The sequence below is a fragment of the Paenibacillus sp. DMB5 genome, from assembly GCF_001517085.1.
In the GTDB taxonomy this organism is placed as follows: Bacteria; Bacillota; Bacilli; order Paenibacillales; family Paenibacillaceae; genus Paenibacillus_AQ.
On sequence record NZ_LRAC01000163.1, the window covers coordinates 157128 to 180783 of the forward strand.

Sequence of the window (23656 nt, forward strand, 5' to 3'; positions counted from 1 at the left end):
GGCGGAAGTTTAATATAACCCATATTAGATTCGACCTTCACAGGCTGTCCGTTTTAAAAACCAGCCTCTGCAAAGCAGCATAAAGAACACTAACCAGCCTACGCACATAAACTCCAGCCTGAAAAAAAGCTCCAGCATAGATCCCGCCGCTCTCATCGGACAAGCTAACAGCTCAAGGTAGCGGGCCAGCTCACTAGCTCGCCAGCCAGCCACAGCAAAAAGCCGTATAACCTTGGTTATACGGCCCTCACACTCTAAAACCGCAAAAGCGGCTTATCTCCCCCCGGTCAGCTCCGCTTCCGTCTCCCCGGTTATAACTGAGACTATGCTCTCACGCAGCACATCGGCACTCCGGGCCTGGAACGGATCGGCGTTCCAGATTACAGCATCGGCTAGATAGCCTTCCGCAATCCGGCCTAAATCATGGCCGCGTCCGAGAATTTCAGCCGCGCCGGAGGTGGCGGAGTGCCACGCTTCCGCGCGGGTCAGGCCGTAATCCAGCAGCGTGTCCAGTTCCTGCAGATTATAGCCGTGCAGTGCCGGCGTGGCATAGTCTGTGCCGAACCCAAAGCGCACGCCCGCGCTTCTGGCATAGCCGATTGCCCGGGAATGCGCTTCGGCAGCCCGTGCGGCACGGTCACAGATGACCTGCGGGAGCGCCAGCACGCCGGAAGGATCTGCGGCAATCCGGTAGATTGAAGCGGTAGACACGTAGGCTGTATGGGATTCAGCCAGCCGGCCGGCCTGATCTGCGGTCAGGAACATTCCGTGCTCGATCGATTCGACGCCTGCCCGGATCGACCAGTCAATGGTCACCCCGCCCCAGGTATGGACCAGCACCTTAATCTGATGGGCATGGGCATGGCGGACAATGAAGTTGAACTCTTCTTCCGAGAACACAGGGTCCAGCACTTTCTCTGCAGGTGCACCAAGGCCTCCGGTCGCCATAATCTTGACCCAGCCCGCCCCGGTGGCATAAATCTCTGCCAGCCGGCCTTCCAGGAACTTGGTTCCCAGCGCATCTGCCGAACCCAGCATTTCGCTGCTGGTCTCGACCCTGAGCGGGTGCCCGTAGCTGCGGACCAAATGGCGGATCGTCTGCGGCGTAATCCCGCCCGCATCCCGTGCGGTCGTTACACCGGTCCGCAGGGTAGCCCCAAACGCCGCGCCCTGCATGGCTTCGACCTCACCGCTGCTGCGCTTCAGCTGGTCTGCATGGTCAAAGTCCGTCCAGGCCAGGTGCGTATGCAGGTCGATAATACCGGGGCTGATCCACAGATCAGCCTGCGGGATAGCTGCCCCTGCAGGCTGCACCGGTTCCGGCTGTCCGGATTCTCCTTCCAGGAGCCATTCTCCGGAATATCCGGCCTGCCCCGCCGATTCCTCCGGCACCGTTTCCTTCACCGACGTGAATCTGCCGTCTCTGATGGAAATGTCGTAACGCTTGCCTTCGATCCCCGCAATACGGATTGCTTTGTAATCAAGCGCCTCCGGATGTTTATTAAGCATGGGCATTCCCCCATGCTGCCCGGACTGCCTGCAGCGCTGAAGCAGCGTCTTGTTCGAGCAGCTCAGCCAGTGTTACAATCGCTTTTTCCACACTGAAGAGGCTCGCATTTATACCAAAATGATTGATCCGCAGCAGACGGCCGTTAAGCTCCCCGTCTCCCGGAGCCACTATACCAACCGGCTGCGCAATTCTAAGCCGCTGGTCGCCGCCAATGCGGACGGTTGTAGTCAGCGTGGAATAATGCCAGCTGTCCTTCTGCCAAGGCTCAAGCCCAAGTGCCTTAATGCCGGCAATGGCCGAGGCCGCTGCTGTCTCGTGGCGCCGGATGACCTGATCCAGCCCCTCCTGCTCAACAGCCGCCAGCGCTTCAATCAGCGCTCTGGCCTCAAGCGCCGGAATATTAGGCGGAACGCGCACCGGCTCCGTACCAGCCGGGGACGGCTTCAGATCCAGCAAAGACAGGATCGAATTGCGCGGCGCAAATTTATTAGACTCCATGAATTCCCAGCCGCGCGGCGAGATACTGACCGCGCTGACCCCGTTAGGTCCGCCCAGCGCCTTTTGCGCTCCGACAGCGGCGAAGTCAACGCCCCATTCATCTACCAGGAGCTCTTCCCCGCCGACAGCGGAGACGGAGTCCGTTACCGTAATCAGGTTATGGGTGCGGGCAATGCGCAGAATTTCTTTTGCCGGATTTGAGCCCCCGGTAACGACCTCAGCCTGCACAAAGGAAATTGCATCCGGCTTAACACGCTCAATGGCCGCAGCAACCTGCTCCGCCGGCACTACCTCATCGAACGGAACCTTTACTTCCACTACTCTTGCTCCGCCGCGCTCCAGCCACCCGCCGAACAGGCTGCCGTAAGGTCCGGTTACCACATTAATAAATGTACGTCCCGGTGCAGAAATCCCTGCAGCCACCGCCTCGATCCCCAGAATGGCCTCACCCGGAATGATAACCGGGGGATGCTCCGTTGACAGCAGCCGGGCGAACTGGCTGGTCAACGTGCTGAATTCAGCGCGTGTCAGCGGCACATATCCTTTATGTTCTTGGTTCATGTAGTCCTCCTGATGTGTTCATAGTCGGCATTTGGGGAACCGCAGACAGCAGCTCACGGCTGTAAGCTGCTTCCGGACGGCTAAAGAACCTGTCCTTCGGGCTGACCTCAACCAGCTTTCCCTGCCGCATGACGGCAACCTTGTCGCTTACTGCATGTATAACACCCAGATCATGGGAAATAAACAGCATCGTCAGATTTAGCTCTGACTTGAGAGTGCCCAGCAGCTCCAGCACACTTAGCTGAACGGATACATCCAGGGCACTTGTCGGCTCATCGGCAATCAGCAGGCTGGGCTCAACGCTTAAAGCACGGGCAATGGCGATCCGCTGGCGCTGGCCGCCCGAGAATTCATGCGGATATTTATCCAGCGCTTTTCCCTCGAGGCTCACACGCTCAAGCAGCTGCCTGGATCTCTTCTCCACCTCCGCACGGCCTACGATCTTGTGGAACAGCAGCGCTTCAGCCAGAATCTGCCGGATGGAATGCTTCGGATTCAGTGAGGCGTCGGGATTCTGGAAGATCATCTGGATCTTTTTGCGCTGCTCACGGGTCCGTTTCCCGGTGAGCGGCTCTGCATCCAGCAGCAGCTGCCCCTGATCCGGGATAATCAGCCCGGCAATCACCCGCGCGAGCGTGGATTTGCCTGAGCCGGATTCTCCGACAAGCCCAAGAGTGGTATGCTGCTGCACCTCAAGCCGGATATTGTCCAGCGCAGTAAACCCGCCGTACCGTACCGTCACATCGTTAACCTGCAGGCTCAAGTCCATGAAGCACCGCTCCCTTCAGGCGCAAGCTCGGGCACAGACAGCACCGAGTTGATCAGCATCTGTGTATACGGATTTTGCGGATCCTGCAGAACACTTAGCGTACTGCCGTGCTCCACGATTTCACCTTTTTTCATAACGGCCAGCCTGGAGCACATCGCAGCGGCAACCGCCAGATTATGGGTTACAAAAATCATCGCAAACCCCAGCTCCTGCTGCAGCCGGCCCACTGTCTCCATAATCTGCTTCTGCACTGTAACATCAAGCGCTGTGGTCGGCTCGTCACAGAGCAGAATGCCCGGCTTGCAGGCCAGAGCCGTGGCAATGACGATCCGCTGGCACTGCCCGCCCGAGAGCTGGCCGGGATACCGGTCCGCCTTGCGCAGCGAATCGGGCAACCCGAGCATATGCAGCAGCTCCAGCGCCGCAGCGCGCGAAGCTTTGCGGCTGAGCCGCTGCCTGTAGTACACTACCTCCGCTACCTGCTTAACCACCGGACATAGCGGGTCCAGCGCTCCCCGGGGGTCCTGGAACACCATGGCGCTATCCGCCGCGCCCCGGATTACTCCGCCAGTCTGCTCGACGCCGCGCGGAAGCAGGCCGAGCACTGCGCGCAGCGTAAGCGATTTGCCGGAGCCCGATTCACCGACCAGCCCCAGGCTCTCTCCCTGGTTAAGCGAGAAGCTGACATCCTTGACCAGCACCTCCTGCGATTTGGCAGTCAGCGTCAAGGCTTCTATTTCCAAAACAGGTGTTGTAGCCATTATTTTTTCCTCCATAGATCCGCCAGCCCGTCGCCTACCAGCGACAAGGCAATCCCCGTATATACCACGGCGAAGCCCGGAACGGCCGAGAGCCACCAGGCGGTCGAGATAAAGGACTGGCCGTCCGCAATCATCGTACCCCAGTCGGGAGTCGGCGGGGCGATACCGATGCCCAAATAGCCGAGTGTGACGATCGCCACCAGCAGCCCGACCATATCCGTCATCAGCACGACCACTGCCTGCGGTAGCACATTCGGCAGCAGATGCCGCAGAATAATGCGGGGGCCGGACAAGCCCAGCGTCCGGGCCGATGCAATCCATTCCTGTTCACGGAACGATGCGCTTAGACCGCGGACCACCCGGGCGAACACAATCCAGCCGACGAGAATAAAAGTGATATAAATTCCGCGCTGGCCCGCGCCGCTCGCAAAGGCCACAATGATGACGATCAGGTAAAAAGGAAAGGCAACAAACGTATCGGTGATCAGGGTAATGACGTTATCGACCCATTTTCCATAATAGCCGGCCACCATCCCCAGAAAAATACCGGTACAAAACGGGATAATCTCCGCCAGCACCATAATGGTCAGGTCCGTCCGGGCAGCGTAGATCAGTCTTGTGAGCAGGTCCCGCCCCAGCTGGTCGGTTCCGAGCCAGTGCTCGGCGGATGGCGGCTGCAGAAATGCGCTTAAATTCTGCTCCGTCGGGTCATAGGGGCTGATGTAAGGAATGAAAACAGCCAGCAGGATCAGCACAGCGAACATAATGCCTCCTGCCAGCAGGGACGGAGTATTCAAAATCCGGCGGATCAATGTAGTCTTGGGTCCGTCCGTCTGCAGTTTAGGATATATAGTTGTCGTTTTCATCGTGTTCCTTTCGTCCGGGGATCCAGCCATTTGGCCAGAATCTCAACCAGCAGGCTGATAATCACCACCGAAACCGCACAGTACAGCGCAATTCCCTGGATGACCGGAAAATCCCGGTTTGAAATGGAAGTAAACAGCAGGCTGCCTATGCCCTTGATGCCGAACACCTGCTCAACGACCAGCGTACCGCCGATCAGATAAGAAATGTTGACACCCAGCAGCATCAGCGTCGGCAATGCCGAATTGCGCAGCACATGCTTGAACAGAATAACCCGGCCGGGAATGCGTGCAGCCCTCAGGGTAACCACGAAATCGGACTCCAGCACCTCTAGCATTTGCGCCCTTAACGAGCGGACAAGGGTTGGAATCTGTGAAAAAGCCACTGTAACCGCCGGGAGCGTGAGGCTGTACAGCATGCCGGACCAGCCTTCGCCTACACCGCCGACAGGAAACCAGCGGAGCCGGACACTAAGCAGCATAATGAAAAGGATGCCAACCCAGAAGATTGGCATACCCAGTGTAATCGCAGGAAAAATACGGATCAGATGATCCGCAAGCTTGTCCTTATTCGTAGCCGCAACCGTAGCAAGCAGGAGGGCAATCACTATAGCGATAACACACGCCATCCCTATAAGCAGCATAGTTACCGGAGCCCGCTCGGCAATCAGTACTCTTGTTGAGGTTCCAGAGACAATGGAATTGCCGGTATCGCCGGAGGTGAACAGCAGCTTCACGAACCGGATGAACTGCTCCCACAGCGGAAGATCGAGTCCGAGTGTATGATGCATAGCTGCGATAGCTTCCGGCGTGCTGTATTCACCCAGAATCATTTTTGCAGGATCACCGGGAACAATGCGGATCAGAAAAAAGACAGCTGTCATCACACAGAGGATAACGACAGCGGCTCTAATTAGAGCCGCCGTCAGCCATCTGTAGGATGTACGATTACCTGCTGCAGAACTTTGCAGCTTCCCCGGCATCATCATTGACCGATCCGCACATCTTCAAAGCGCACGCTGCCGTTAGGCAATACAGTGAGCCCCTCTACCGAAGAACGGGCACCGATCAGAATGTCAGGGTAGTAGAGCGGAATGTAAGGCACTTCATCAGCCAGCGTCTGCAGAAGCTTCGTGTAAATCTCTGCCCGGGCATCGCCGTCTGCTGTTTTTTGTCCTTGATACAGCAGCTTGGTTACTTCATCATTGGTATAGTGCGTCCAGTACGATTTGCTGAAGCCTTCCGGATCGGTCTGGAAAGCCAGAATCGAGTTCGCTTCCGGAGAATCTGCCTGGCCGCTGTTCAGCATTGCAGAGAAATCATAGGCGAAGAACCGTTCACGGAAGGAAGCCAGCTCAATGGATTCAATCTCAATCTTGATGCCGATTGCCTGGCCTGCCGCCTGGATAATCTGCGCTTCCTGGGCTCTTGTGCTGTTGCCTGAGGCAATCAGCAGCTTGGTGCTGAAACCGTCAGGGAAAGCGGATTTAGCCAGCTCTGCTTTGGCAGCTTCTACATCATAGTTCAGCGATTTAATGGTATCATTCGCATTGTAAGGAATGGTTGTCGGCAGCAGGGAATTGGCCGTCTTGGCATAACCAAAGGTCAGCGCCTTGGTCAGGCCTTCACGGTCCAGTGCCAGCGCCAGTGCACGGCGGACATGCACATCCTTGAAATGCTCATCGAGTGTATTAAAGAACAGCTGCTCTGTTACCCAGCTGCCGTTGGTTACTACAGCGGTGTCCGCGCCATTTTTCAGCTCTTCAGCATTCTGCAGGGCAAGCGCTTCGACAGCGTTCACTTCTCCGGCTTTCAGCTGATTGATCGCCTGGCTGTCGTCCTCGATCAGCTTATAGACGAGCTTATCAATCGCCGGCTTGCCTTCCTGCCAGTAGTTCGTGTTCTTGACGAACGTCACATCGCCCGCAGGGTCCCAGGCTTCAACGGCGAACGGGCCGGTGCCGATTGGCTTTTTGAAGAATTCTTCCTCGGTGACTCCGCCGAAATCAGCCGGAATAATCCCGTTCGAGAAATTGGACAGCTCGGAGATGAACGGTGTGTATGGCTCCTGGAGCTTAATCACCAGTGTCTTGTCATCCTGCGCAGTAACGCTGTCCACCTTGGCTGCAATCGCCAGCGGACCGCCGACCTTCAGGTGGCGCTCCAGCGAGAATACAGCATCCTTGGCTGTAACAGCGTTGCCGTTAGAGAACTTCAGCCCGTCACGCAGCACAAAGGTATAGGTCAATCCATCCTCACTGATAGTATGAGAGGCAGCCAGCCAGTCCACTATCTCCCCTTCACTGTTGAAAGCAACCAGGGATTCAAACACTTTATCAATCGCAAACGCATTGTTCGAGGTAATTTGGTTATGCAAATCAAACGAGGTCACTGCAGCAGGCCGTCCATAGACGAAAGTCCCTCCCGCCGCCGGCTCGCTGGTGCTGTTGCCCGCATCCGCCGCCTGGCTGGCGCTGGGCTGAGCCGTCTCGCCGGAAGCAGCTGTATTGTTCTGTCCGGAGCAGCCGGCAATCACCGCCATTAGTAGAACTGCCAGTGTTCCTGACCATAATGTTTTTTTGATAGAAGCTGTGAATTGCATGTCTCAATCTCCCCTTCCTATAAACCTTATATGTTTAGTATGGATTGTATTATGGCCCATACTATCCCCCCTGTCAAACAAAATTCACATAATGCCAGGGCGGGTAAAACTATTATATCCAATACAGGAAATGAATCCGTTTTTATTGTAGTAAACCGGCAAATTTTCAGCGTGGCCGATTCCTTGCAGTCTTTAGATCAGCTTATGCGCAAACCATTTTTCCCCTCTGAACCGCCACAGAAAAACAGCCCCGCGGACAGCCCACTCGCTGTTCATCGCGATCCAGACACCCAGCACACCGAAGCCGAGCACGATTCCCAGAACATAGCCAAAAACAACCCGGAACAGCCACATTGTCAGCATCGAGGTAATGGAGGTGAACCGTGAATCCCCTGCTGCCCGCAGTGCCGACGGCAATATAAAGCTGACCGCCCACAGCGGAACCTGAGCTATGGCATTGACCAGCAGCACTATAAATAAATCATCAATAATTTCCGGAGGCGGAGAAAAGATTGACACCAGCGGGTGGAACAGCGGCATCAGAATCAGGGCGATCAGAGCCAGAGAGCCGGAACCAATCCACAGGAAGGACTTGATGAACTTTCTGGCATCGGCGACATTCCCCCTTCCGATACTTTGGCCGACAACCGTCACAATGGTTAGCGACAGCGCACTGGCCGGTATCTGAAACACCATGGCTAATGAGCCGGCAATGGCATTGGTTGCAATGGCATACGTACCCAGACTGACAATAAAGATCTGGGTCAGCAGCTTGCCGCCGTTAAAAAACATCTGCTCCGCAGCAAACGGCACACCGATGAACATAATTTTGCGCAGCATGCTCACCGGAATATGAATCAGGTCGCGGGCGCGCACACGCAGAGCCGTATCCATTTTGAACAGATAGACAAGGGCACAGATCATCCCTGCATACCGCGCAATATTTACCGCCAGCGTCATGCCCAGCACACCCATGTCCAGCAGATTTATAAAAATAATGTTTAAGAGTACATACAACAGGTTCATGATCAGTGACAGCATCAGGGAAGCCCGCGTCCGGCCCACGCCCCGCAGCGCACCGCATACGGCCTGAACCACGGCAATCCCCAGATAGGAGATGCTGCTGCCGATCATATAGATCCGGGCATTGTCCAGCACATCGGCGGAGGCAGACCCGAACAGAAGATTCAATATCGGCGAGTGGAAGCCCATGAGCAGAAGACCGATGCCCACAGCGATCAGCGACACCGAAGTAACGGAGCCCGCAGCAGCCTGTGACACCATACGGTCATTTCCGCTGCCTTTATACTGTGCTACCACCACCGTACCGCCGGTTGCAATCGCCACAAATACGTTGATCAGAAAAATATTCAGTGAATCCACCATATTCACCGCACTGACCGCCGCCATCCCGGACGAGCTGATCATCGCTGTGTTTACGAGATTTAGCCCGATGATGAAAGCCTGATCAATGAGGATTGGGAGAAAAAGGGCGATAATCTGCCGGTAATCCATCCCCTCCCCGGAAAGGTGTTTCTCCAGCCATTTTTTGTTTGGCATTCGAGCCTGAAGCTGCATAAATAGATCACATTCTTTTCTGTAGGATTAGAGTGCGCGAAATACATTCCTTCCAGTTTACTACAAATTCTGACTTTCGTCTGTTATCCGGGTGATAACCGGTATTTACCACAGACACCTTCAATGTAAAAAAAGCAATAACCTGCGAGGCGTATGCCACGCAGGTTATTGCTTGGGTACTTTTGTATGGCAGGCTCAATCCATGGCGTGCAGCCGTGCTTTCACTTGAGTACGGCCTTACAGCTCCACTTCCCCGCCCGGGTACAGGGTGGAGCTGTACAGCCGCTTTGGCTGCGGCAGCGGCCGGCCCGGATGGACCGCCGCAAGAGGAAGCGGCTCGCCGGCATAGACTGCCGCCAGTTCATCCGTATAGATGATGACCTGCTCGGTACCGCTGCCGAGCAGATCCCCATGCACGGCATAGCCCTGCTCGGCAAACTGTGCAACCCTATTCATCTTCCCGTCGTAAAGCGCCGGCAGCACGCCCTCACCGCGCCGGTACGCCAGAATGTAATCCGGCGCGTTCTTCCAGAACATGCTGACCGCATCCACAATCGTCAGCCAGCCGTCTGTGGTACGTTCCTCTTTCCACAGCTCCTTGCCGTTCTGATCCAGCAGGAACATAGCGTCTTTTCCCTTAAGGCCCTTACCATCATCCTCGCGCACCATACGGTCAAGTCCGGCAATCTGCAATCCCGGCAGCTCAGGACAGAAGCGTCCAAGCGCCAGATGCTGGGATTCAATGGAGCCCTCGTACCGCCACAGCTCCCGTCCGTCCCGGTCATACATTACCGTAACACTTCCTCCGACCACCAGCTCGGGAAGGCCGTCGCCGTTCACGTCCCCGACCCAGAGGCAATCTGCATGATCGTCCAGATCACGGCAGCTCCATTTCAGCTTTCCGTCAGCATCCAGCAGATCGTATCCAGCCATGACCTCATCGCGTCCGTCACCGTCCAGATCATACACCCACGGATAATGGCCCACATTGCCTTCATAAGTCCATAGAAGCTGAAGGTTTTTGTTCAGCGCCCACAGCCGGTGATAGCGGTCTTTAAGGATAATGTCGAAGGGTGCGCGTTACCGCTCAGGTTAGCAATAATAATGCAGTCATGCGCTTCAGCGGATGGAAGCTCATGGACTTCCTTTACTTTTCCCGTTGCCCCTTCCAGGATATGCAGCTTATCATCCATGACGCACAGCACCTCAAGCGCACCGTCACTATCAATATCATAGATTTGGGCCGGATAATCCGAGCCCTGGCTGCCAGCGCCCTCATCCGGCTTCCCCGTCTGCCACAGCAGCCGGCCGTCCAGATCAAAAGCGGTCAGGCACTGCACCTGATGGGGAATATATCTTACATCCTGACGGTTATCCGGCTGAACCAGCAGCAGCTCAGCCCTGCCGTCCCCGTCCAGATCCCCCAGCAGCATTTTGCATCTTGGCCCGGCAGCCGAAATATCGATCCCGGCCAGCCGGTGCAAGGCTTGGTCGCCTTCTGCCAGACTGCCCGCTTTATTCGTATTATTCACAGTAGCTCCTCCTTGTCTCCCGTCCTGGGCTCAGCCTAAATCCACCGTCTGCCCCCCGGGCACCTCTACTATATTTCCGTCAACATCGAGCCAGACTGCTAAAGCGTTCGGATTGTAGACAAAATCCCGGCTTGCCGAAAAGATGAGATTCCGGCAGGCCTTCATATAATAGACAAACTCCAGATTAGTTGCGTACCAGATATCATCCCGTCCGCCGGCCATGGCGCAGAATTGCTCCATCAGCTCCCAGTTATCATCATTGTCGAATTCATAGCTGTGACCCCAAACATACATCAGATAAAGGTACTGCCGTTTAAACAGTCCGAGAAAATTCTCCGTGTGCGCAAGCAGTCCCCGGTTGTGATGACATGTCGCCGGCCATTCAAGCCAGTCCTCCGGGAGGCCGAAGCCGCCGGTGCTCTGCACAGTACGGGCATACTCAATGCCCAGATGCGGCAGCAGCTTTTTGATCTCGGCGGTATACGACCCGTTCGGGTATGACATCCCGCGGACCGGCTGATGCAGCAGCGCTTCGAGCGCCTTACGGTCCTCCATAATCTCCTCGACGATATACTCCTGCGGACAGCGGGCCATCGTCGGGTGCCGCCGCGTGTGGGCGCTGACTTCATGACCTTTATACAGCTGAGGCAGCTCCTCCGCTGTAATCCGGTCCCCCTCTCCCAGCAGGCCGGAATTTATGTGAAAGGTTCCTTTAATCCCATATTTGTTAAACAGACCGACCAGCCGCTCATCGGCCCGTCTGCCGTCATCATAGCTCATGGTCAGCGCCTTGTGCCGGCCTTGCGGATAGCAGTAATACACTCCGGGCATTGCTGTTACGCCTCCTTGGATATTGATGGTTTATCTTATTGGCCGCTTCGCCCAATTCAAGGGCATTTATGCCCTTCATTCCGGCCATTTGGCCGCATTTACCCAATTCAAGGGCATTTATGCCTCTCATTCCGGCCATTTGGCCGCATCCGCCTCTTACTATGCGCCCGCGTCCGGCGCTTCCGATCCTTTCAGGGCGCATACACAATCAGATCACTGTACTCTGCAATCAGCGGCGCCATCTGCCGGAAGCCGATGCGGCCGCCGGCCAGCAGCGGACCATAGGACGAGCCGTCATCAGTCCACCGCAGCAGCGGCAGTCCGTTGATGGCGAAAGTTACTGCAGCGCCCTGCTTCACTACCAGCATCTCGTAAGCCGAGGTCATATCGGCCACATCCGGCAGCGGATCAGCCCCCTGCGCGACGAGATGAAAGCCGTAGCTTTTGCGCAGATTACAGGTGTGAAACGACCGCTCTTCCTCCCACATCCGCCGGAAATACGAAATGTGAAAAGCATTCATCTCCCCGTGATGATACTGGTCATATTCCCCTGTCCGCGCCGGCAGCGACGGGTCAAACAGATCCTTGCCCCCGGCACCGGAGGCAGCGAAGAACAGTATGGCCAGTCCCGGCTCGCGCAGCGGCCGGAATGTCCACGACACTGCCAGGTCCGCCGGAAAAACCTCGGGGCACCAGAATACAACATTAGCTTTCTGCCCCTCCGAGGCATCCCTTGTGCTCTCCAGCCGTAACCGGCCCATGGGAAAGCTTACAGCACCGTCCCCCTCCATCCGGAAACCGGCCGTTTGCTCCGGGCCCGCCAGAGTATTGCGGTAGATCTCCCGCCACTGCTCCGGGATCAGCGCCGCATGCTGCTGTACTGTCATTCTTCCGCCCCCTTCACAGATTCCCGCTCCGGCAAGGCTTCTGCAATTAGCTCCAGCGCAATGATCGTATTGAGCGACCATTGGGAGGCTTCATTGGTATTCATCCAGCCGATTTCGTTCAGCTGTTCCATGTAAGTGACCACCGTCTGTTCTTCCTGCAGATTGACGGCTCCGAACGGATTCTCAAGCAGGATGTTCCAGCAGCGGTCAGCCGTTGCCCGGTCATCCTTATACCAGGCCCCGTAAGCAGCAATGGCGACACTCAGCACAGGATGCTCGAACCGCAGCTTGCCTGTAATCGCTCCTCCTGCATAAGCATCCTTTTCTTCCTGAGGCAGATTGTAGAACACGCCAAACTCAGCGAGCATATCCTCCCACTCCGGGTCCTCCAGCATCAGGGCCAGCTCAAACCACACCTGCGGCCCGCCCATGCAGATTGCCAGATGACGGCCCCAGTTATCATCGCCCATCGGGCTGAGGATGCCGGTCTTCGGATCATAGCCGTAGGTTGGGCCGGAAATCAGCCGCAGATTGGCTGCTTTAATGCAGTCTATCCCCGTCAATATTTTGTCGCGGTAAGCCGTCTCCTCGTACCGTTCCCACCTTGTCATCCAGTTGGAGCTGAACGCCGCCCAGTCCGGGCCAACCCGCACATGCGTCGGAAATTCATCCTTGGGAAAATAAGCCCGCATCGGGTCCAGCGTAACGGTCGTATAGTCGGCATCCTTCACACTGTCCATGATGTCGCCGATCCGCTCGTCGCCGGTAAGATAATAGTAATAGCGGTGCAGGCCGGCCATCGCGATCCGCGCTTCCTTGCAGCCGCAGCCCCAGTGCACGACATTATGCCGCGAGCCGAGGCCTGCATACTCCCCGAAATGATACACATCCACCTCGCTCGTATGCCGGGTCATCGCCTCGGCCATACGGAAAATGTCAGCGCGCCCGGTCCGCAGAAAGCTCACCCACAGCCACATATTCGGCACCAGCTCCGCATTCTGCCAGGCGCAGCCGCCGAGGTCATAGTTCCAGACATGGCGCACGGGATCATAGCTGTGCATGAAATCGCCGTAATCCCACAGGCCATACCATTTGCGCTGCTCCACCTCCGCCTGGTAGAAGGAAATTATTCCGTCCAGCCGCTCCTCCAGATAAGCCTTGGCAGGTGTACTTCTGTCCGGCAGGCTCCATAACCCGAATGCCCGGCTGCGGTGATAATACTCCGGTTCACAGACGAGCAGGGGTGGTTGGCCGGCCTCGAGCTGCATCCGCTGCAGACCGGCCGGATCCGGTGTTCCCGAAGTGCACCACAGGGTCAGCTCACTGGTGTTGGCAATGCCGTACGGGGTAGCCCGCAGTTCCTCGGCACCTTCATACGAGGACTCCACATGCGTCTTGGTATCATAGTGGCGAAGGTCCATGGCTGGCACCTCCGGCGACCAGAACCAGACGGTCAGCATGGCCTCATCGCCGGAAGCACAACTTACCTCAAGACCCGAAGGATGCTTCTGCCAGAAGTCTTTCACTCCGGCGGCCAGCCCGCCGCACTCTGAACCGACATAACCAAGCCCTCCGGCACGCCGGCCTTCCGCTCCCTTGATCCAGACACAGTCCGGTCCGGTACGCTTATGAACTGTATAATGCTCGGAAGAGTCCTGAACGAGACGGAAGCTGTCCCAAACTGCCGAATCCCGCAGCAGCCCGGTGAAATAAGCATCCTCCTCCGGGTCAAACTGCAGTCTGCGGCCCTCCAGCTGGGCCGCGAACAGCTCCGCATATTTGCCTTTGGTTCTGCGGGTATGGAGTGTCTTGGGCGACTCGCTGAAGCTGCCTTCATTGCCTGTGAACCGGATATGGCGATTGTATAGCGGGCCGCTGAGCGGTACCTTGAATGAGATACCCAGCCCTTTGATGAAATCCTGGTGCGGATTACCGTCATAATGGAAGGTATGCACCAGCCGGACCGTCTCGAGCCCGGCATAGAAATACAGCCGCAGCGTGTAGGGAATCCACTCCCCGGCGCCGCTGCGGCTGCGGTGTCTTCCCTCCAGCCGGATAACGGCGCGCAGCGGCCCCGCCTCCTCCAGCTCAGCCTGCCGGGTCTCGCCGGTGAACCGTTCCTGCCGCAGGGTAAGCGCACCGCTAAGCATATCCCGCTGCTCCCGGACACAGACCAGCTCGCTTCCGCTGCATACCAGATGCTCTGCCTCTGCATTAGAATCCTTTATATCTCCGGAATATCCGGAATTACCATCCGGCCTTCCCTGCTCTGCCTTGATATCCTCTGCCGGCCCCCGGCGGATGATCCGCGAGACCAGCTCCGCACCGCGTTTTTCCACGGTACATACAATAGCGCCAGTGTCCACAACGAAGGCATCCTCTGTATCTTGAACAGATACCTTTGCTGCGTACTGGACCTCTCCCGGCTCCGAATTCCGCTCCAGCATGTACCCTTCCGCGCTGCCCTCCGGGCAGACCGCAGAATGTAACGACCATTTAATGCTGCCGTCCGGCCAATAAGCGGCCGGACGGCTTTGCAGCGGCAGGCGGGAGTTACCGCCTTGGCTGCCAAGATATAGTGCAGAGAGCCCTTCGCGGCTCAGCTCTCCTTTGGTCCAGGGAACTCCCCAAGTAACTCCCGCAGCCGATGCGGGTTGATTCAGCCAGTGTAAATGGATCGGCAAGGCTGAAGACAAAGCTGTCATCTCCTTTTCGGAGCATCACATAGCGGGCGGTTGGGATGCTGGAAGCGGGCATTCAGCACATTGCGGCATCCAATGTAAACCTTTACCGGGTTTCCGCATCCTTCTGCCCTTCATGCCGGCTAAGCTCACGGTAGCGTGTCGGTGTGATGTCCTCCTGTTTTTTGAATATCCGGTTAAAATAGCTCTGCTGATAGCCGACCTGCAGCGCAACATCGTTCATTTTGAGGTCCGTGTCGCGCAGCAGCTCCTTCGCTTTTTCAATTCTGAGCCCGGTTAAATAATCAATAAAATTCTGTCCGGTAACCCGCTTGAAGGACTTGCTGAGCAGAAAGGGGCTGGTGCCCGTATAATCCGCACAGCTGTCCAGCGAGATATTGTCCATATAGTGCTCCTGAATATACAGCATAGCCTGGTCAATCGTCCGCCGGATCCCGGCGTCGGAACGCTCAGACAGCTCCTTCAGGAAAGGCGAAACCACATGATCGCGGAACCAGGGCAGGATCATGCCCGGCTCATGGATCTGTGACAGGCCGGCATACAGGTTCCTGCCTTTGAACAGCTGGTTCGGCGCAATTCCTGCTTCCAGCACCGCATGCTGTACTGCACCGAGCAGATGCAGCATGCCCTGCTGCACATCAATAACCTTGGCGCCGTCAGCGGACAGCGTGGCGAGGAATTCCTCCAGCAGCCGGTCCGCCTCCTCCGCCTCGCCGGTGCGCAGCGCCTGAATCAGTCCGCGTTCCAGTGTAAACGAATACTGCGGCATATGGGCGCCCTCTCCTTCCCGCTCCAGTTGCTCCAGGCTGACTACCTGGTTACCGCCCCCGTATCTGCGGTGGCTGGCTGCCTGCTTGGCTGCTTCAAAGGACCGCGGAATCGCGGAGATGCTATCGATCGGCGCACTGTAGGCCACGGTAGCCTGCAGCTTCAGCATCCGGTTGATCGTGGCCGCCAGCTCTTCGCCGAAAGCCTGCACCCTTGCCGTCTCCGGAGCGCCTCCCGGTCCGATCAGCAGAATGCCTGCTGTAAGATTGTGCAGATTAACGGTCTCGGCACGCTCGAAATGCTCTGTGGCCAGTTCTGTAATGATGTTCACCGCCGCAAAAGACACCAGACTCTCGTCACCGCTGCGGAACTTGCCTTCCAGGCTGGAGATGCCAGTGAGCTGAATGTACAGCACCACAAAGACGCAGTCCTCTACCTCCCACTTATACTGCTTCATCCGGCTCTGCAGCTCCTGTTCGGAAAAAGCATATAAATAACCCTGGAACAGCTGGTGGAGAAAGCTGCGCTGCACATGAGGCAGCTGCTCCGAAAGCGTATATTGCAGGGCATTCTGCTGCCCGTGAAGATTCTGCCAGTGCCGCTCGATCAGTGTTACCTCATCCTCCCGGCCTTCACAGACGTCATGCTCGGGGAGCAGCGTCTGCAGCAGGCGGCGGAAGGGAGAGTAGATTTTACGGGAAGCAATCCACGACAGGACAGCTGCAAGCAGCAAAGCGCTCAGGCTGACCATAATAATGGTCCGGGAAAGCTCCACCACCGGAGAGGTTATGCTGGAAATAGGCGAAGCCGATACATACATCCACTCACTGGCAATCCGGGAAAAGTCGCCGTAAGTCACCGCATAGGTGACCCCGTCCAAGTCGTACAGGAACGATGTACTGTCTCCGCTGCCCCTTGCTTCAATCGCCGCCTGCAGCGAGTTGACAAATGGCGTGGCGGCATCGCCAGTACCGCTCCCGGAAATGAACAGACCGCCTGATTTTTGCAGCATATAAACCTCTCCGCTGTTATACGGAGTCATGGTCCGCAGCATATCCGAGACCCTCTGCGTATCCATCCGCAGCAGCAATACCCCGAACGGCTCAAGGCTGCCGCCGGGAATATGGTGCACAAGTGTCAGTTCTTTTTGCTGGGGCTTGGCCGGATCAAAAGCCAGCTCTGTCCAGTAGGTGCTTTGCTCGGTCTTCATCAGCTTTTCGTAAACGGCAGCCCCGCCTGAAGTGACCGTACCGTACTCCGTGTTAAACAGCACCGGACGGTCTCCGGCCAGATAAAGCTCCACCTGCCGTGCCATGGAATTGGAGCCCTGCATGACCACCAGCGTCTTGGTGATATCCCAGGCCCGCTCGTGGTTCATGGTAAAGTCCATATTCTTCAGGCTGTAGTCGAATTTCGGATCAAAAGCCCAGTGGGCCAGCATCAACTCCAGATTGGACAGCTGGTCATCAATGTTGGCGGCACGCTGCTCGATCTGCCGGTTATGCATTTCGAGCAGCTCCTCCTCCAGGCTTCCGCCTGCCATCCAATATACAAGCAATCCTATAATCAGGCCGGGAATGGACGAGACGATCAGCACAATAATCAGATTATTGCGGTAATACCGGCCTTTACGGCCCGCCCATATCCGCTTGTAGCCCTTTCGTTTCACTGCTGTTGTTGTATTCTCCATGTGTATTCACCAGCCGAATTCATAGTTTTGCATTGCAGCCTTGCGGCGTTAATGAGGCTATTCCGGCCGGTGCATGGAGCGTGGCCGGATGCTATTTAGCCGTTTTTGCGTACAATTCGTTCATTTCTTTTACCAGATCGTCCCCGCCTGTCTTACGCCATACATCAAAGGCTGCTTTCAGGCCGTCCTCGTCAATTTGTCCGACAATATACTTGATGCGCGCATCGTTGATGACATTATCAAGCTGGGAGCCTTTTTGCGTATAAACGGTAGAGATCAGCGCTTCAGCCGGATTGACGACAATGGTTGCTTTATTTTCTTCCTGCACCTTGGTCTGTTTATCCCGTAGTGGAGTCTGTTTAATCTGCTTCGCGTCCTTGGCATTTTCATCAGGAATATAAGGGATCATCTGGTTAAGCCCTTCCACTTCCGATTCCAGCAGGACGGTGTCAGCCGAACGTTCCACAAAGCCATCCACCAGGTTGTAATGAACACCTTCAAGCCCGTAGCCGAGCAGTGTCTGCAGATCCCCGTCGTTCACCTGGTCCAGGAAGGCCAGCACACGCTTCAGCTCATCCTCGGTTTTGACGGAAGACTTCGGAATAGCCAGCATACCGGAGAAACCGGAGGTCGGGAGTGTGTGAAGCTGTCCGTCTGCTCCAGTAACGCCGCCCATGACATCCATGTAGTGACGGTCAGGCTCATCCTTACCTTCTTTCTGGAGTGCAGCATGGATCTTGTCGTCAATACGGGCCGCAGTGTCCACTACGTCGACGATAACACCTGCCTGGTTGTTCACAACCGGATCATTCCATTTGGAGCTGTCCATAACCGCGAAGTCGGAGTTAATCAGCTTCTCGTCGTACAGCTTTTTCATAAATTCAAGCGCTTCCAAATATTCAGGATATTCATGCTCCGGAACGAGCTTGCCATCCTGTACACCCCATCTGTTCGGGGAGCCGAACCACAGCTTGATCGTATCGAAGCCGCTGGCCCAGCCGCCTGTCCACTTCACCATTACCATGCCGTAAGTGTCGTCCTTGCCGTTGCCGTCCGGATCCTGCTCTTTAAACGCTTTCAGCATATTGTAGAATTCATCTACGGTCTGCGGATTCGCAAGCCCCAGCTTCTCCAGCCAGTCTTTGCGGAATACGACACCGTTGCGGCCCAGCGCCCGGCCTCTGTAAATCCCGTAGTTCTTGCCGTCAATGGCCGAGTTGTTCAAAATAACCGGGTTGGCCTTGCTCAGGTTAGGATAATCCTTCAGGTAAGGTCCAACCTCCCAGAAAGCGCCGGATCTTGCTGCATTTACAAAGCTTGAAGCCTTAACATCGCCTACATAAATAATATCGGGGAGCTTGCCTGAAGCAAGCGTAATGTTGAATTTATCGGTATAAGAGGCATTTGGCACCCATTCAAAATGGATGTTCGTACCCGTCAGCTCCTCCAGCTTGGCCGCAACCGGGCTGTCATCCTTCGGATAATTCGTTTTAAAAATCGGCAGCATCAGCGTCAGATCCAGCGGTTTCTCTGCTTCTGCTCCCGCTGTTGTTTCAGGCTTGGCTGTTCCTTCACTGCCTGCAGCCCCGTTTGTTCCTGCTGCATTATTGTTTCCGCCGTTGCTTCCGCAGCCTGACATCACACTTACAATCATAATTGTTGACAGTAGTGTAAACAACCGCTTTTTGAATTTAATGGAACTCTTTCCTTTTGAACTTTGATTTTTCATGATTGGCCTCCCTTTATTTGTTAGCATAACATGTTTACCTTTTTAACCTTTAACCGAACCCAGCATCACCCCTTTGGCGAAGTGTTTTTGCAGAAACGGATAGACGCACATAATCGGAAGTGTACCGACCACGATAACTGCCATTTTGATCGACTGCTCCGGCGGCTGTACAAAATTCGGGTCCATGGAGCTTAAATCGCCGGCTGCCGACTGGGACAGCATAACGATCTGGCGCAGCATGACCTGCAGCGGCCACTTGGACGGATCATTGATATATAGCAGCGCAGAGAAGAAGTTGTTCCAGTGTCCGACGGCATAAAAAAGAGTAAAGGTCGCAAGCACCGGCTTCGAGAGCGGCAGTACGATTTTCCACAGCAGACCCAGCTCGCTGCAGCCGTCGATCCGCGCCGCCTCCTCCATTTCAATCGGAAGCTCCTGGAAGAAGTTTTTGACGATAATCAGATTGAAGGCGCTGATCGCCCCCGGCAGAATCAAGGCATTCAGGGTATCCAGCAGGTGGAGGTCACGGATTACCAGATAGGTGGGAATCATGCCGCCCCCGAACAGCATGGTAAAAATTACGAGATTAAGGAACAGATTGCGGCCCATCAGATAGCGCTTGGCCATCGGGTACGCCATGGTTACTGTGAAGAACAGATTAACAAGGGTCCCGATCACCGTTATATATAACGACACCCCTATGCTTCGGACAATCGTATCTGTAGAAAAGATGAATTTGTAAGCATCAAAAGAGATCGTTGTCGGAATCAGGAAGACCGCACGCTTTGTAATTTCCGCTTCCGTCGCGAACGAACCGGCGACCACAAACAGGAACGGCAGGATGGCCGCGATTCCGATAATTCCAAGTATTAAATAGTTGAATACGTCAAAAGTAACCTCTCCGGCGCTTCGATATTGCTTCTTAACCACGCACGCAGCCTCCTTCTAATAAAGTCCCGATTCGCCGAACTTCTTGGCGAGCCAGTTGGTACCGAGTACCAGCACAACGCCGATAACCGATTTGAACAGCCCGACCGCCGTACTGTAGCTGAATGCCCCCTGGGTAATCCCGAGTGCGTACACATAGGTATCAAACACCTCGGCCACTTCACGGTTAAGCGCATTCATCATCAGATAAATCTGCTCAAAGCCGTTGTCCAGAATGGTCCCCATCCGCAGAATCAGCAGAATGACAATGGTGCTGCGGATTGCCGGCAATGTGATATGCCAGATCTGCCGCCAGCGGCTCGCCCCGTCCATCACTGCAGCTTCATATTGCTCCACATCAACACCGGCCAGCGCAGCGAGGAAAATGATTGTGCCCCAGCCGCATTCCTTCCAGATCGTCTGCAGGATAATCAGCGGCCTGAACCAGTTCGGATCGGCCAGAAAGTCGATTTTGCTTCCTGTAACCGTGTACAGGAATTCATTGACTGCCCCGCCTTGAGTTGTCAGGAATACATAGGAGATACTCGCGACAATAACCATGGAAATGAAATGGGGCACATAGATCAGCGTCTGGATTGTCCGTTTATAGAAGGACAACCTGATTTCATTCAGCAGCAGCGCAAGGATAATCGGTGCCGGAAAAAAGAACACCAGATTCAGAAGAGACAAGACAAGCGTGTTGCGCAGCAGCATGAAGAAATCCGGATTCTGGAAAAACGTGCGGAAATGCTCCAACCCTACCCATTCGCTTTTCCAGAAGCCCAGGAAAGGCTGAAAATCTTTGAAAGCGAGCAGTACTCCCCACATAGGCACGTATTTAAACAGCAGAAAATACAGGAGTCCCGGGGTCAGCAGGATATAGAGCCATTTGTCACGCTTCAGGCGTCTAAAGAATACCTCCCGTCTGCTGCGGTAATTTGAAGCAGCATGTATTTCAGCTGTTCCGATTGCCGCTCCTTGCTTCATTACATTCACCTCCGATTGAATATGCAGCCCCGTCTTGCCTTCTGGGGGCTACGGTTCCCATTATGTCGGCGGCAGATTTTTCCGGCAATCGGACTTTTTGGATTGCCCTGCTTCAGCCCGGGTACAATCCGCTTCAAAAAAGTGCAAAGCCGGCAAAACTTTACTATTGCCGGCCTGACAGGCAGCATCTATGATGCCGGAAGATCAATTCCCTCATTATAATCTCCTGGAGGTATGCTTAGTGAAGCATAAATTGTATTACGGCGCCGCATGGTACCCCGAGCTGTGGGGGGAGGCTGAGCGGCAGGCCGATCTTGAGCTCATGAAGGAAGCCGGGATTAATCTGGTCCGCATGGGCGAGTTCATCTGGTCGGAGCTGGAGCCCGAGGAGGATGTTATCGATGTACGCCCGTTTGCCGAGCATGTCCGCCAGCTGTATAACCATGGCATCGACACCATTATGTGTACTCCGACGGCAACGCCGCCTATATGGCTGACACACGGCCATCCCGAGCGGCTGTTCGTCCGGGCGGACGGGGCCGTTATGAGCCACGGGTCGCGTCAGCATATCTGCACGAACAACCCTTATTTCCGGCAGCGGGCCGCTATCATTGCCGAACATCTGGCCCGGGAGCTGGGCCGGGTGCCCGGTCTTGCAGCCTGGCAGCTCGACAACGAATTCAAAGCACATGTGGCTGAATGCATGTGCGGTACCTGTAAGGGGCTGTGGCATAAGTGGCTGGAGCAGCGCTACGGGAGCATAGCCCGGCTGAATGAGGCCTGGGGAACCGCTGTCTGGAGCCATACCTATCAGACATTTGAGCAGGTGCCGCAGCCGGTGGCTACTCCTTTCCTGCATAACTCCTCCCTTGTTACGATGTACAGGCTGTTCCATATGGAGAAAATCGCTGAATTTGCGGCAGAGCAGGCAAGCATTCTCCGCCGGTATTCGGATGTTCCCATTACGCATAACAGCAGCGTTGCCTTTCACGTCGACAATGAGCAGCTGTTCAAGGAGCTGGACTTCGCTTCATATGACACCTATGCTTCCCAGGCCAACCGGCACGCCTATCTGCTGAACTGTGATCTGTGGCGCAATTTCAAGCCCGGCAAGGATTTCTGGCTGATGGAGACTAGCCCCGCATACGCCGGATCTCTTACAAGCTACGGACAGCCGCATCCGGATGGGTACTTGATTGCTGAAGCCGTATCCGCTTATGCGCTTGGAGCAGGAGCTTTCTGCTACTGGCTGTGGCGGCAGCAGCGTACCGGCAGCGAGCAGACCCACAGTTCCATCCTCAGTGCCTGGGGTGATCCGGCGCTCGGCTTCGATAATGTCCGGGCCGCTTCGCAGGCCCGTCTGGCCATCGAGCCCCATATGCTGGCTACCCGGCCGGTGCAGGCAGAGGTTGCGGTCACCTATTCGGACCGGACAAAGGCTTTCCTTGCAACAGAGCCGCACCGGAAACTGAATTACCGCTCCCTGCTGGGCGATTTCCATAAGCGGATCGTGGACATGGGCATTCACCGCGATCTGGTTCCCGAAGGCGGCGGCCTCAGCGGCTATAAGCTGCTGTTCACCCCTTTTGTGCATTATTTGTCGCCGGAGTTTACGGAGAGAGCGCTGGCGTTCGCCAAGGCCGGCGGCATCTGGATCGCCGGCCCGCTGAGCGGGGGCCGCACAGCCGAGCACACCCTGCATACCGATGCGGCCTTGGGTGAGCTGGAACGGTATGCAGGCGTGCATACCAAATACGTCTACCCGATGGAGGGAACCGGCAGCATCGGGCAGGCCTTCGGCCTGTCCGCGCCGCTGTCCCTGTGGAGCGCGGTGTTTGAGCCGCTGCCCGGCGGAGCTTCCGTGATCGGCGAGATCACGGAGGGCCGGACGCCGGGCCTGGCCTTTGTAACCGAGCAGCCGTATGGCCGCGGGGCCATCGTCATGCTCGGCTCTTTGCCGCCGGCGAGGACGGCGATCAGCTGCTGCAGGCGCTGATCGGGCATTACGCCGGCCGGGCCGGGGTGACGCTGCGCAGCGATGTCACCGCGGGCACGGTGGTGTGCCCGCGGCGCAGCAGCAGCAGCGAGCTGTGGACCGTCGTGAACATGGACGGTCTCGGGGGCAGGGTTACCCTGCCGCGGAGCGGGCAGGATGTTCTGGCCGGCGGGGCTGTGCCGGCCGGCCCGCTGACACTGGGGCCGTATGAATACCGGCTCATCGCGCTGGAGGAATAAGGGCGCGGCGCTATATCGCGAATCATTCGGGAGCGGGTAATGCTGCAATAAGACCCGGTGTACGGAATCCCGTACATAGGAATGGGGATGTGCGCGTTGGCTGTACATAAACGGGCGCTCTCGTTTGATCGCACATGCTTGCCGTCACACACTCGTCCCACATATGTCCCACATACTTGGTCGTACATGCTCGTGCTCGTCGCGCTCAGTTGAGTTGGCTCCACAT

General features: G+C 56.0%; 15 protein-coding genes and 2 pseudogenes. 1 reads left to right on the top strand and 16 read right to left on the bottom strand.

Annotated elements, in window-relative coordinates; translation table 11 throughout:
• Positions 1-273: 273 nt before the first annotated feature.
• The 16 genes and pseudogenes from AWJ19_RS30465 to AWJ19_RS30540 form a co-directional block, all read right to left on the bottom strand.
• Positions 274-1509 (bottom strand): amidohydrolase family protein, encoded by a 1236-nt coding sequence (locus AWJ19_RS30465; protein ID WP_068729144.1) that lies wholly within the window; start codon positions 1507-1509, stop codon positions 274-276.
• Positions 1502-2569, bottom strand: a complete 1068-nt coding sequence (locus AWJ19_RS30470; protein ID WP_068729146.1) for an aminotransferase class V-fold PLP-dependent enzyme — start codon at positions 2567-2569, stop codon at positions 1502-1504. Before AWJ19_RS30470 ends, AWJ19_RS30465 begins: the two co-directional genes overlap by 8 nt.
• Positions 2553-3338 (bottom strand): ATP-binding cassette domain-containing protein, encoded by a 786-nt coding sequence (locus tag AWJ19_RS30475; protein ID WP_068729148.1) that lies wholly within the window; start codon positions 3336-3338, stop codon positions 2553-2555. The genes AWJ19_RS30470 and AWJ19_RS30475 overlap by 17 nt, the downstream gene beginning before the upstream one ends.
• Entirely contained in the window at positions 3329-4099 is a 771-nt protein-coding gene (locus tag AWJ19_RS30480; protein ID WP_068729150.1) for an ABC transporter ATP-binding protein, read from the bottom strand. The genes AWJ19_RS30475 and AWJ19_RS30480 overlap by 10 nt, the downstream gene beginning before the upstream one ends.
• Positions 4099-4965 (bottom strand): ABC transporter permease, encoded by an 867-nt coding sequence (locus AWJ19_RS30485; protein ID WP_082708211.1) that lies wholly within the window; start codon positions 4963-4965, stop codon positions 4099-4101. The genes AWJ19_RS30480 and AWJ19_RS30485 overlap by 1 nt, the downstream gene beginning before the upstream one ends.
• Positions 4962-5951: an ABC transporter permease gene (locus AWJ19_RS30490; RefSeq protein ID WP_241781944.1), complete on the bottom strand. Its 990-nt coding sequence runs from the start codon at positions 5949-5951 to the stop codon at positions 4962-4964. Before AWJ19_RS30490 ends, AWJ19_RS30485 begins: the two co-directional genes overlap by 4 nt.
• Complete coding sequence (locus tag AWJ19_RS30495; RefSeq protein WP_068729152.1) at positions 5948-7564, bottom strand: ABC transporter substrate-binding protein; 1617 nt, start codon at positions 7562-7564, stop codon at positions 5948-5950. Before AWJ19_RS30495 ends, AWJ19_RS30490 begins: the two co-directional genes overlap by 4 nt.
• 192 nt (positions 7565-7756) lie before the next feature.
• On the bottom strand, positions 7757-9124 hold the full coding sequence (locus tag AWJ19_RS30500; protein ID WP_241781945.1) for an MATE family efflux transporter: 1368 nt from the start codon (positions 9122-9124) through the stop codon (positions 7757-7759).
• Between the two features lie 255 nt (positions 9125-9379).
• Positions 9380-10575 (bottom strand): annotated as a pseudogene (locus AWJ19_RS30505) (hypothetical protein).
• A 129-nt stretch (positions 10576-10704) separates the two neighbouring features.
• A complete protein-coding gene (locus tag AWJ19_RS30510; RefSeq protein ID WP_068729156.1) occupies positions 10705-11505 on the bottom strand; it encodes a polysaccharide deacetylase family protein in 801 nt (266 codons plus the stop codon).
• A 191-nt stretch (positions 11506-11696) separates the two neighbouring features.
• A complete protein-coding gene (locus AWJ19_RS30515) occupies positions 11697-12392 on the bottom strand; it encodes a DUF1961 family protein (protein ID WP_068729158.1) in 696 nt (231 codons plus the stop codon).
• Positions 12389-15088 (bottom strand): hypothetical protein, encoded by a 2700-nt coding sequence (locus AWJ19_RS30520; protein WP_068729160.1) that lies wholly within the window; start codon positions 15086-15088, stop codon positions 12389-12391. The genes AWJ19_RS30515 and AWJ19_RS30520 overlap by 4 nt, the downstream gene beginning before the upstream one ends.
• Before the next feature lie 91 nt (positions 15089-15179).
• Positions 15180-17552 (bottom strand): helix-turn-helix domain-containing protein, encoded by a 2373-nt coding sequence (locus tag AWJ19_RS30525; RefSeq protein WP_068729162.1) that lies wholly within the window; start codon positions 17550-17552, stop codon positions 15180-15182.
• A gap of 91 nt (positions 17553-17643) precedes the next feature.
• Entirely contained in the window at positions 17644-19281 is a 1638-nt protein-coding gene (locus tag AWJ19_RS30530; RefSeq protein WP_068729164.1) for an extracellular solute-binding protein, read from the bottom strand.
• A gap of 42 nt (positions 19282-19323) precedes the next feature.
• The gene (locus tag AWJ19_RS30535; protein ID WP_068729166.1) at positions 19324-20211 is read right to left on the bottom strand and encodes a carbohydrate ABC transporter permease; all 888 of its coding nucleotides are present in this window, start codon (positions 20209-20211) and stop codon (positions 19324-19326) included.
• Between the two features lie 15 nt (positions 20212-20226).
• Positions 20227-21195: a sugar ABC transporter permease gene (locus AWJ19_RS30540; RefSeq protein WP_068729168.1), complete on the bottom strand. Its 969-nt coding sequence runs from the start codon at positions 21193-21195 to the stop codon at positions 20227-20229.
• 193 nt (positions 21196-21388) lie between these two features.
• Here AWJ19_RS30540 and AWJ19_RS30545 point away from each other — a divergent pair.
• Positions 21389-23430, top strand: a pseudogene (locus tag AWJ19_RS30545) (beta-galactosidase).
• Positions 23431-23656: the final 226 nt, after the last annotated feature.

Excerpts from the sequence above, each read along its gene's own strand:
- AWJ19_RS30465 (WP_068729144.1), bottom strand. The coding sequence starts at position 1,509 with ATGCTTAATAAACATCCGGAGGCGCTTGATTACAAAGCAATCCGTATT.
- AWJ19_RS30470 (WP_068729146.1), bottom strand. The coding sequence starts at position 2,569 with ATGAACCAAGAACATAAAGGATATGTGCCGCTGACACGCGCTGAATTC.
- AWJ19_RS30475 (WP_068729148.1), bottom strand. The coding sequence starts at position 3,338 with ATGGACTTGAGCCTGCAGGTTAACGATGTGACGGTACGGTACGGCGGG.
- AWJ19_RS30480 (WP_068729150.1), bottom strand. The coding sequence starts at position 4,099 with ATGGCTACAACACCTGTTTTGGAAATAGAAGCCTTGACGCTGACTGCC.
- AWJ19_RS30485 (WP_082708211.1), bottom strand. The coding sequence starts at position 4,965 with ATGAAAACGACAACTATATATCCTAAACTGCAGACGGACGGACCCAAG.
- AWJ19_RS30490 (WP_241781944.1), bottom strand. The coding sequence starts at position 5,951 with ATGATGATGCCGGGGAAGCTGCAAAGTTCTGCAGCAGGTAATCGTACA.
- AWJ19_RS30495 (WP_068729152.1), bottom strand. The coding sequence starts at position 7,564 with ATGCAATTCACAGCTTCTATCAAAAAAACATTATGGTCAGGAACACTG.
- AWJ19_RS30500 (WP_241781945.1), bottom strand. The coding sequence starts at position 9,124 with ATGCCAAACAAAAAATGGCTGGAGAAACACCTTTCCGGGGAGGGGATG.
- AWJ19_RS30510 (WP_068729156.1), bottom strand. The coding sequence starts at position 11,505 with ATGCCCGGAGTGTATTACTGCTATCCGCAAGGCCGGCACAAGGCGCTG.
- AWJ19_RS30515 (WP_068729158.1), bottom strand. The coding sequence starts at position 12,392 with ATGACAGTACAGCAGCATGCGGCGCTGATCCCGGAGCAGTGGCGGGAG.
- AWJ19_RS30525 (WP_068729162.1), bottom strand. The coding sequence starts at position 17,552 with ATGGAGAATACAACAACAGCAGTGAAACGAAAGGGCTACAAGCGGATA.
- AWJ19_RS30530 (WP_068729164.1), bottom strand. The coding sequence starts at position 19,281 with ATGAAAAATCAAAGTTCAAAAGGAAAGAGTTCCATTAAATTCAAAAAG.
- AWJ19_RS30540 (WP_068729168.1), bottom strand. The coding sequence starts at position 21,195 with ATGAAGCAAGGAGCGGCAATCGGAACAGCTGAAATACATGCTGCTTCA.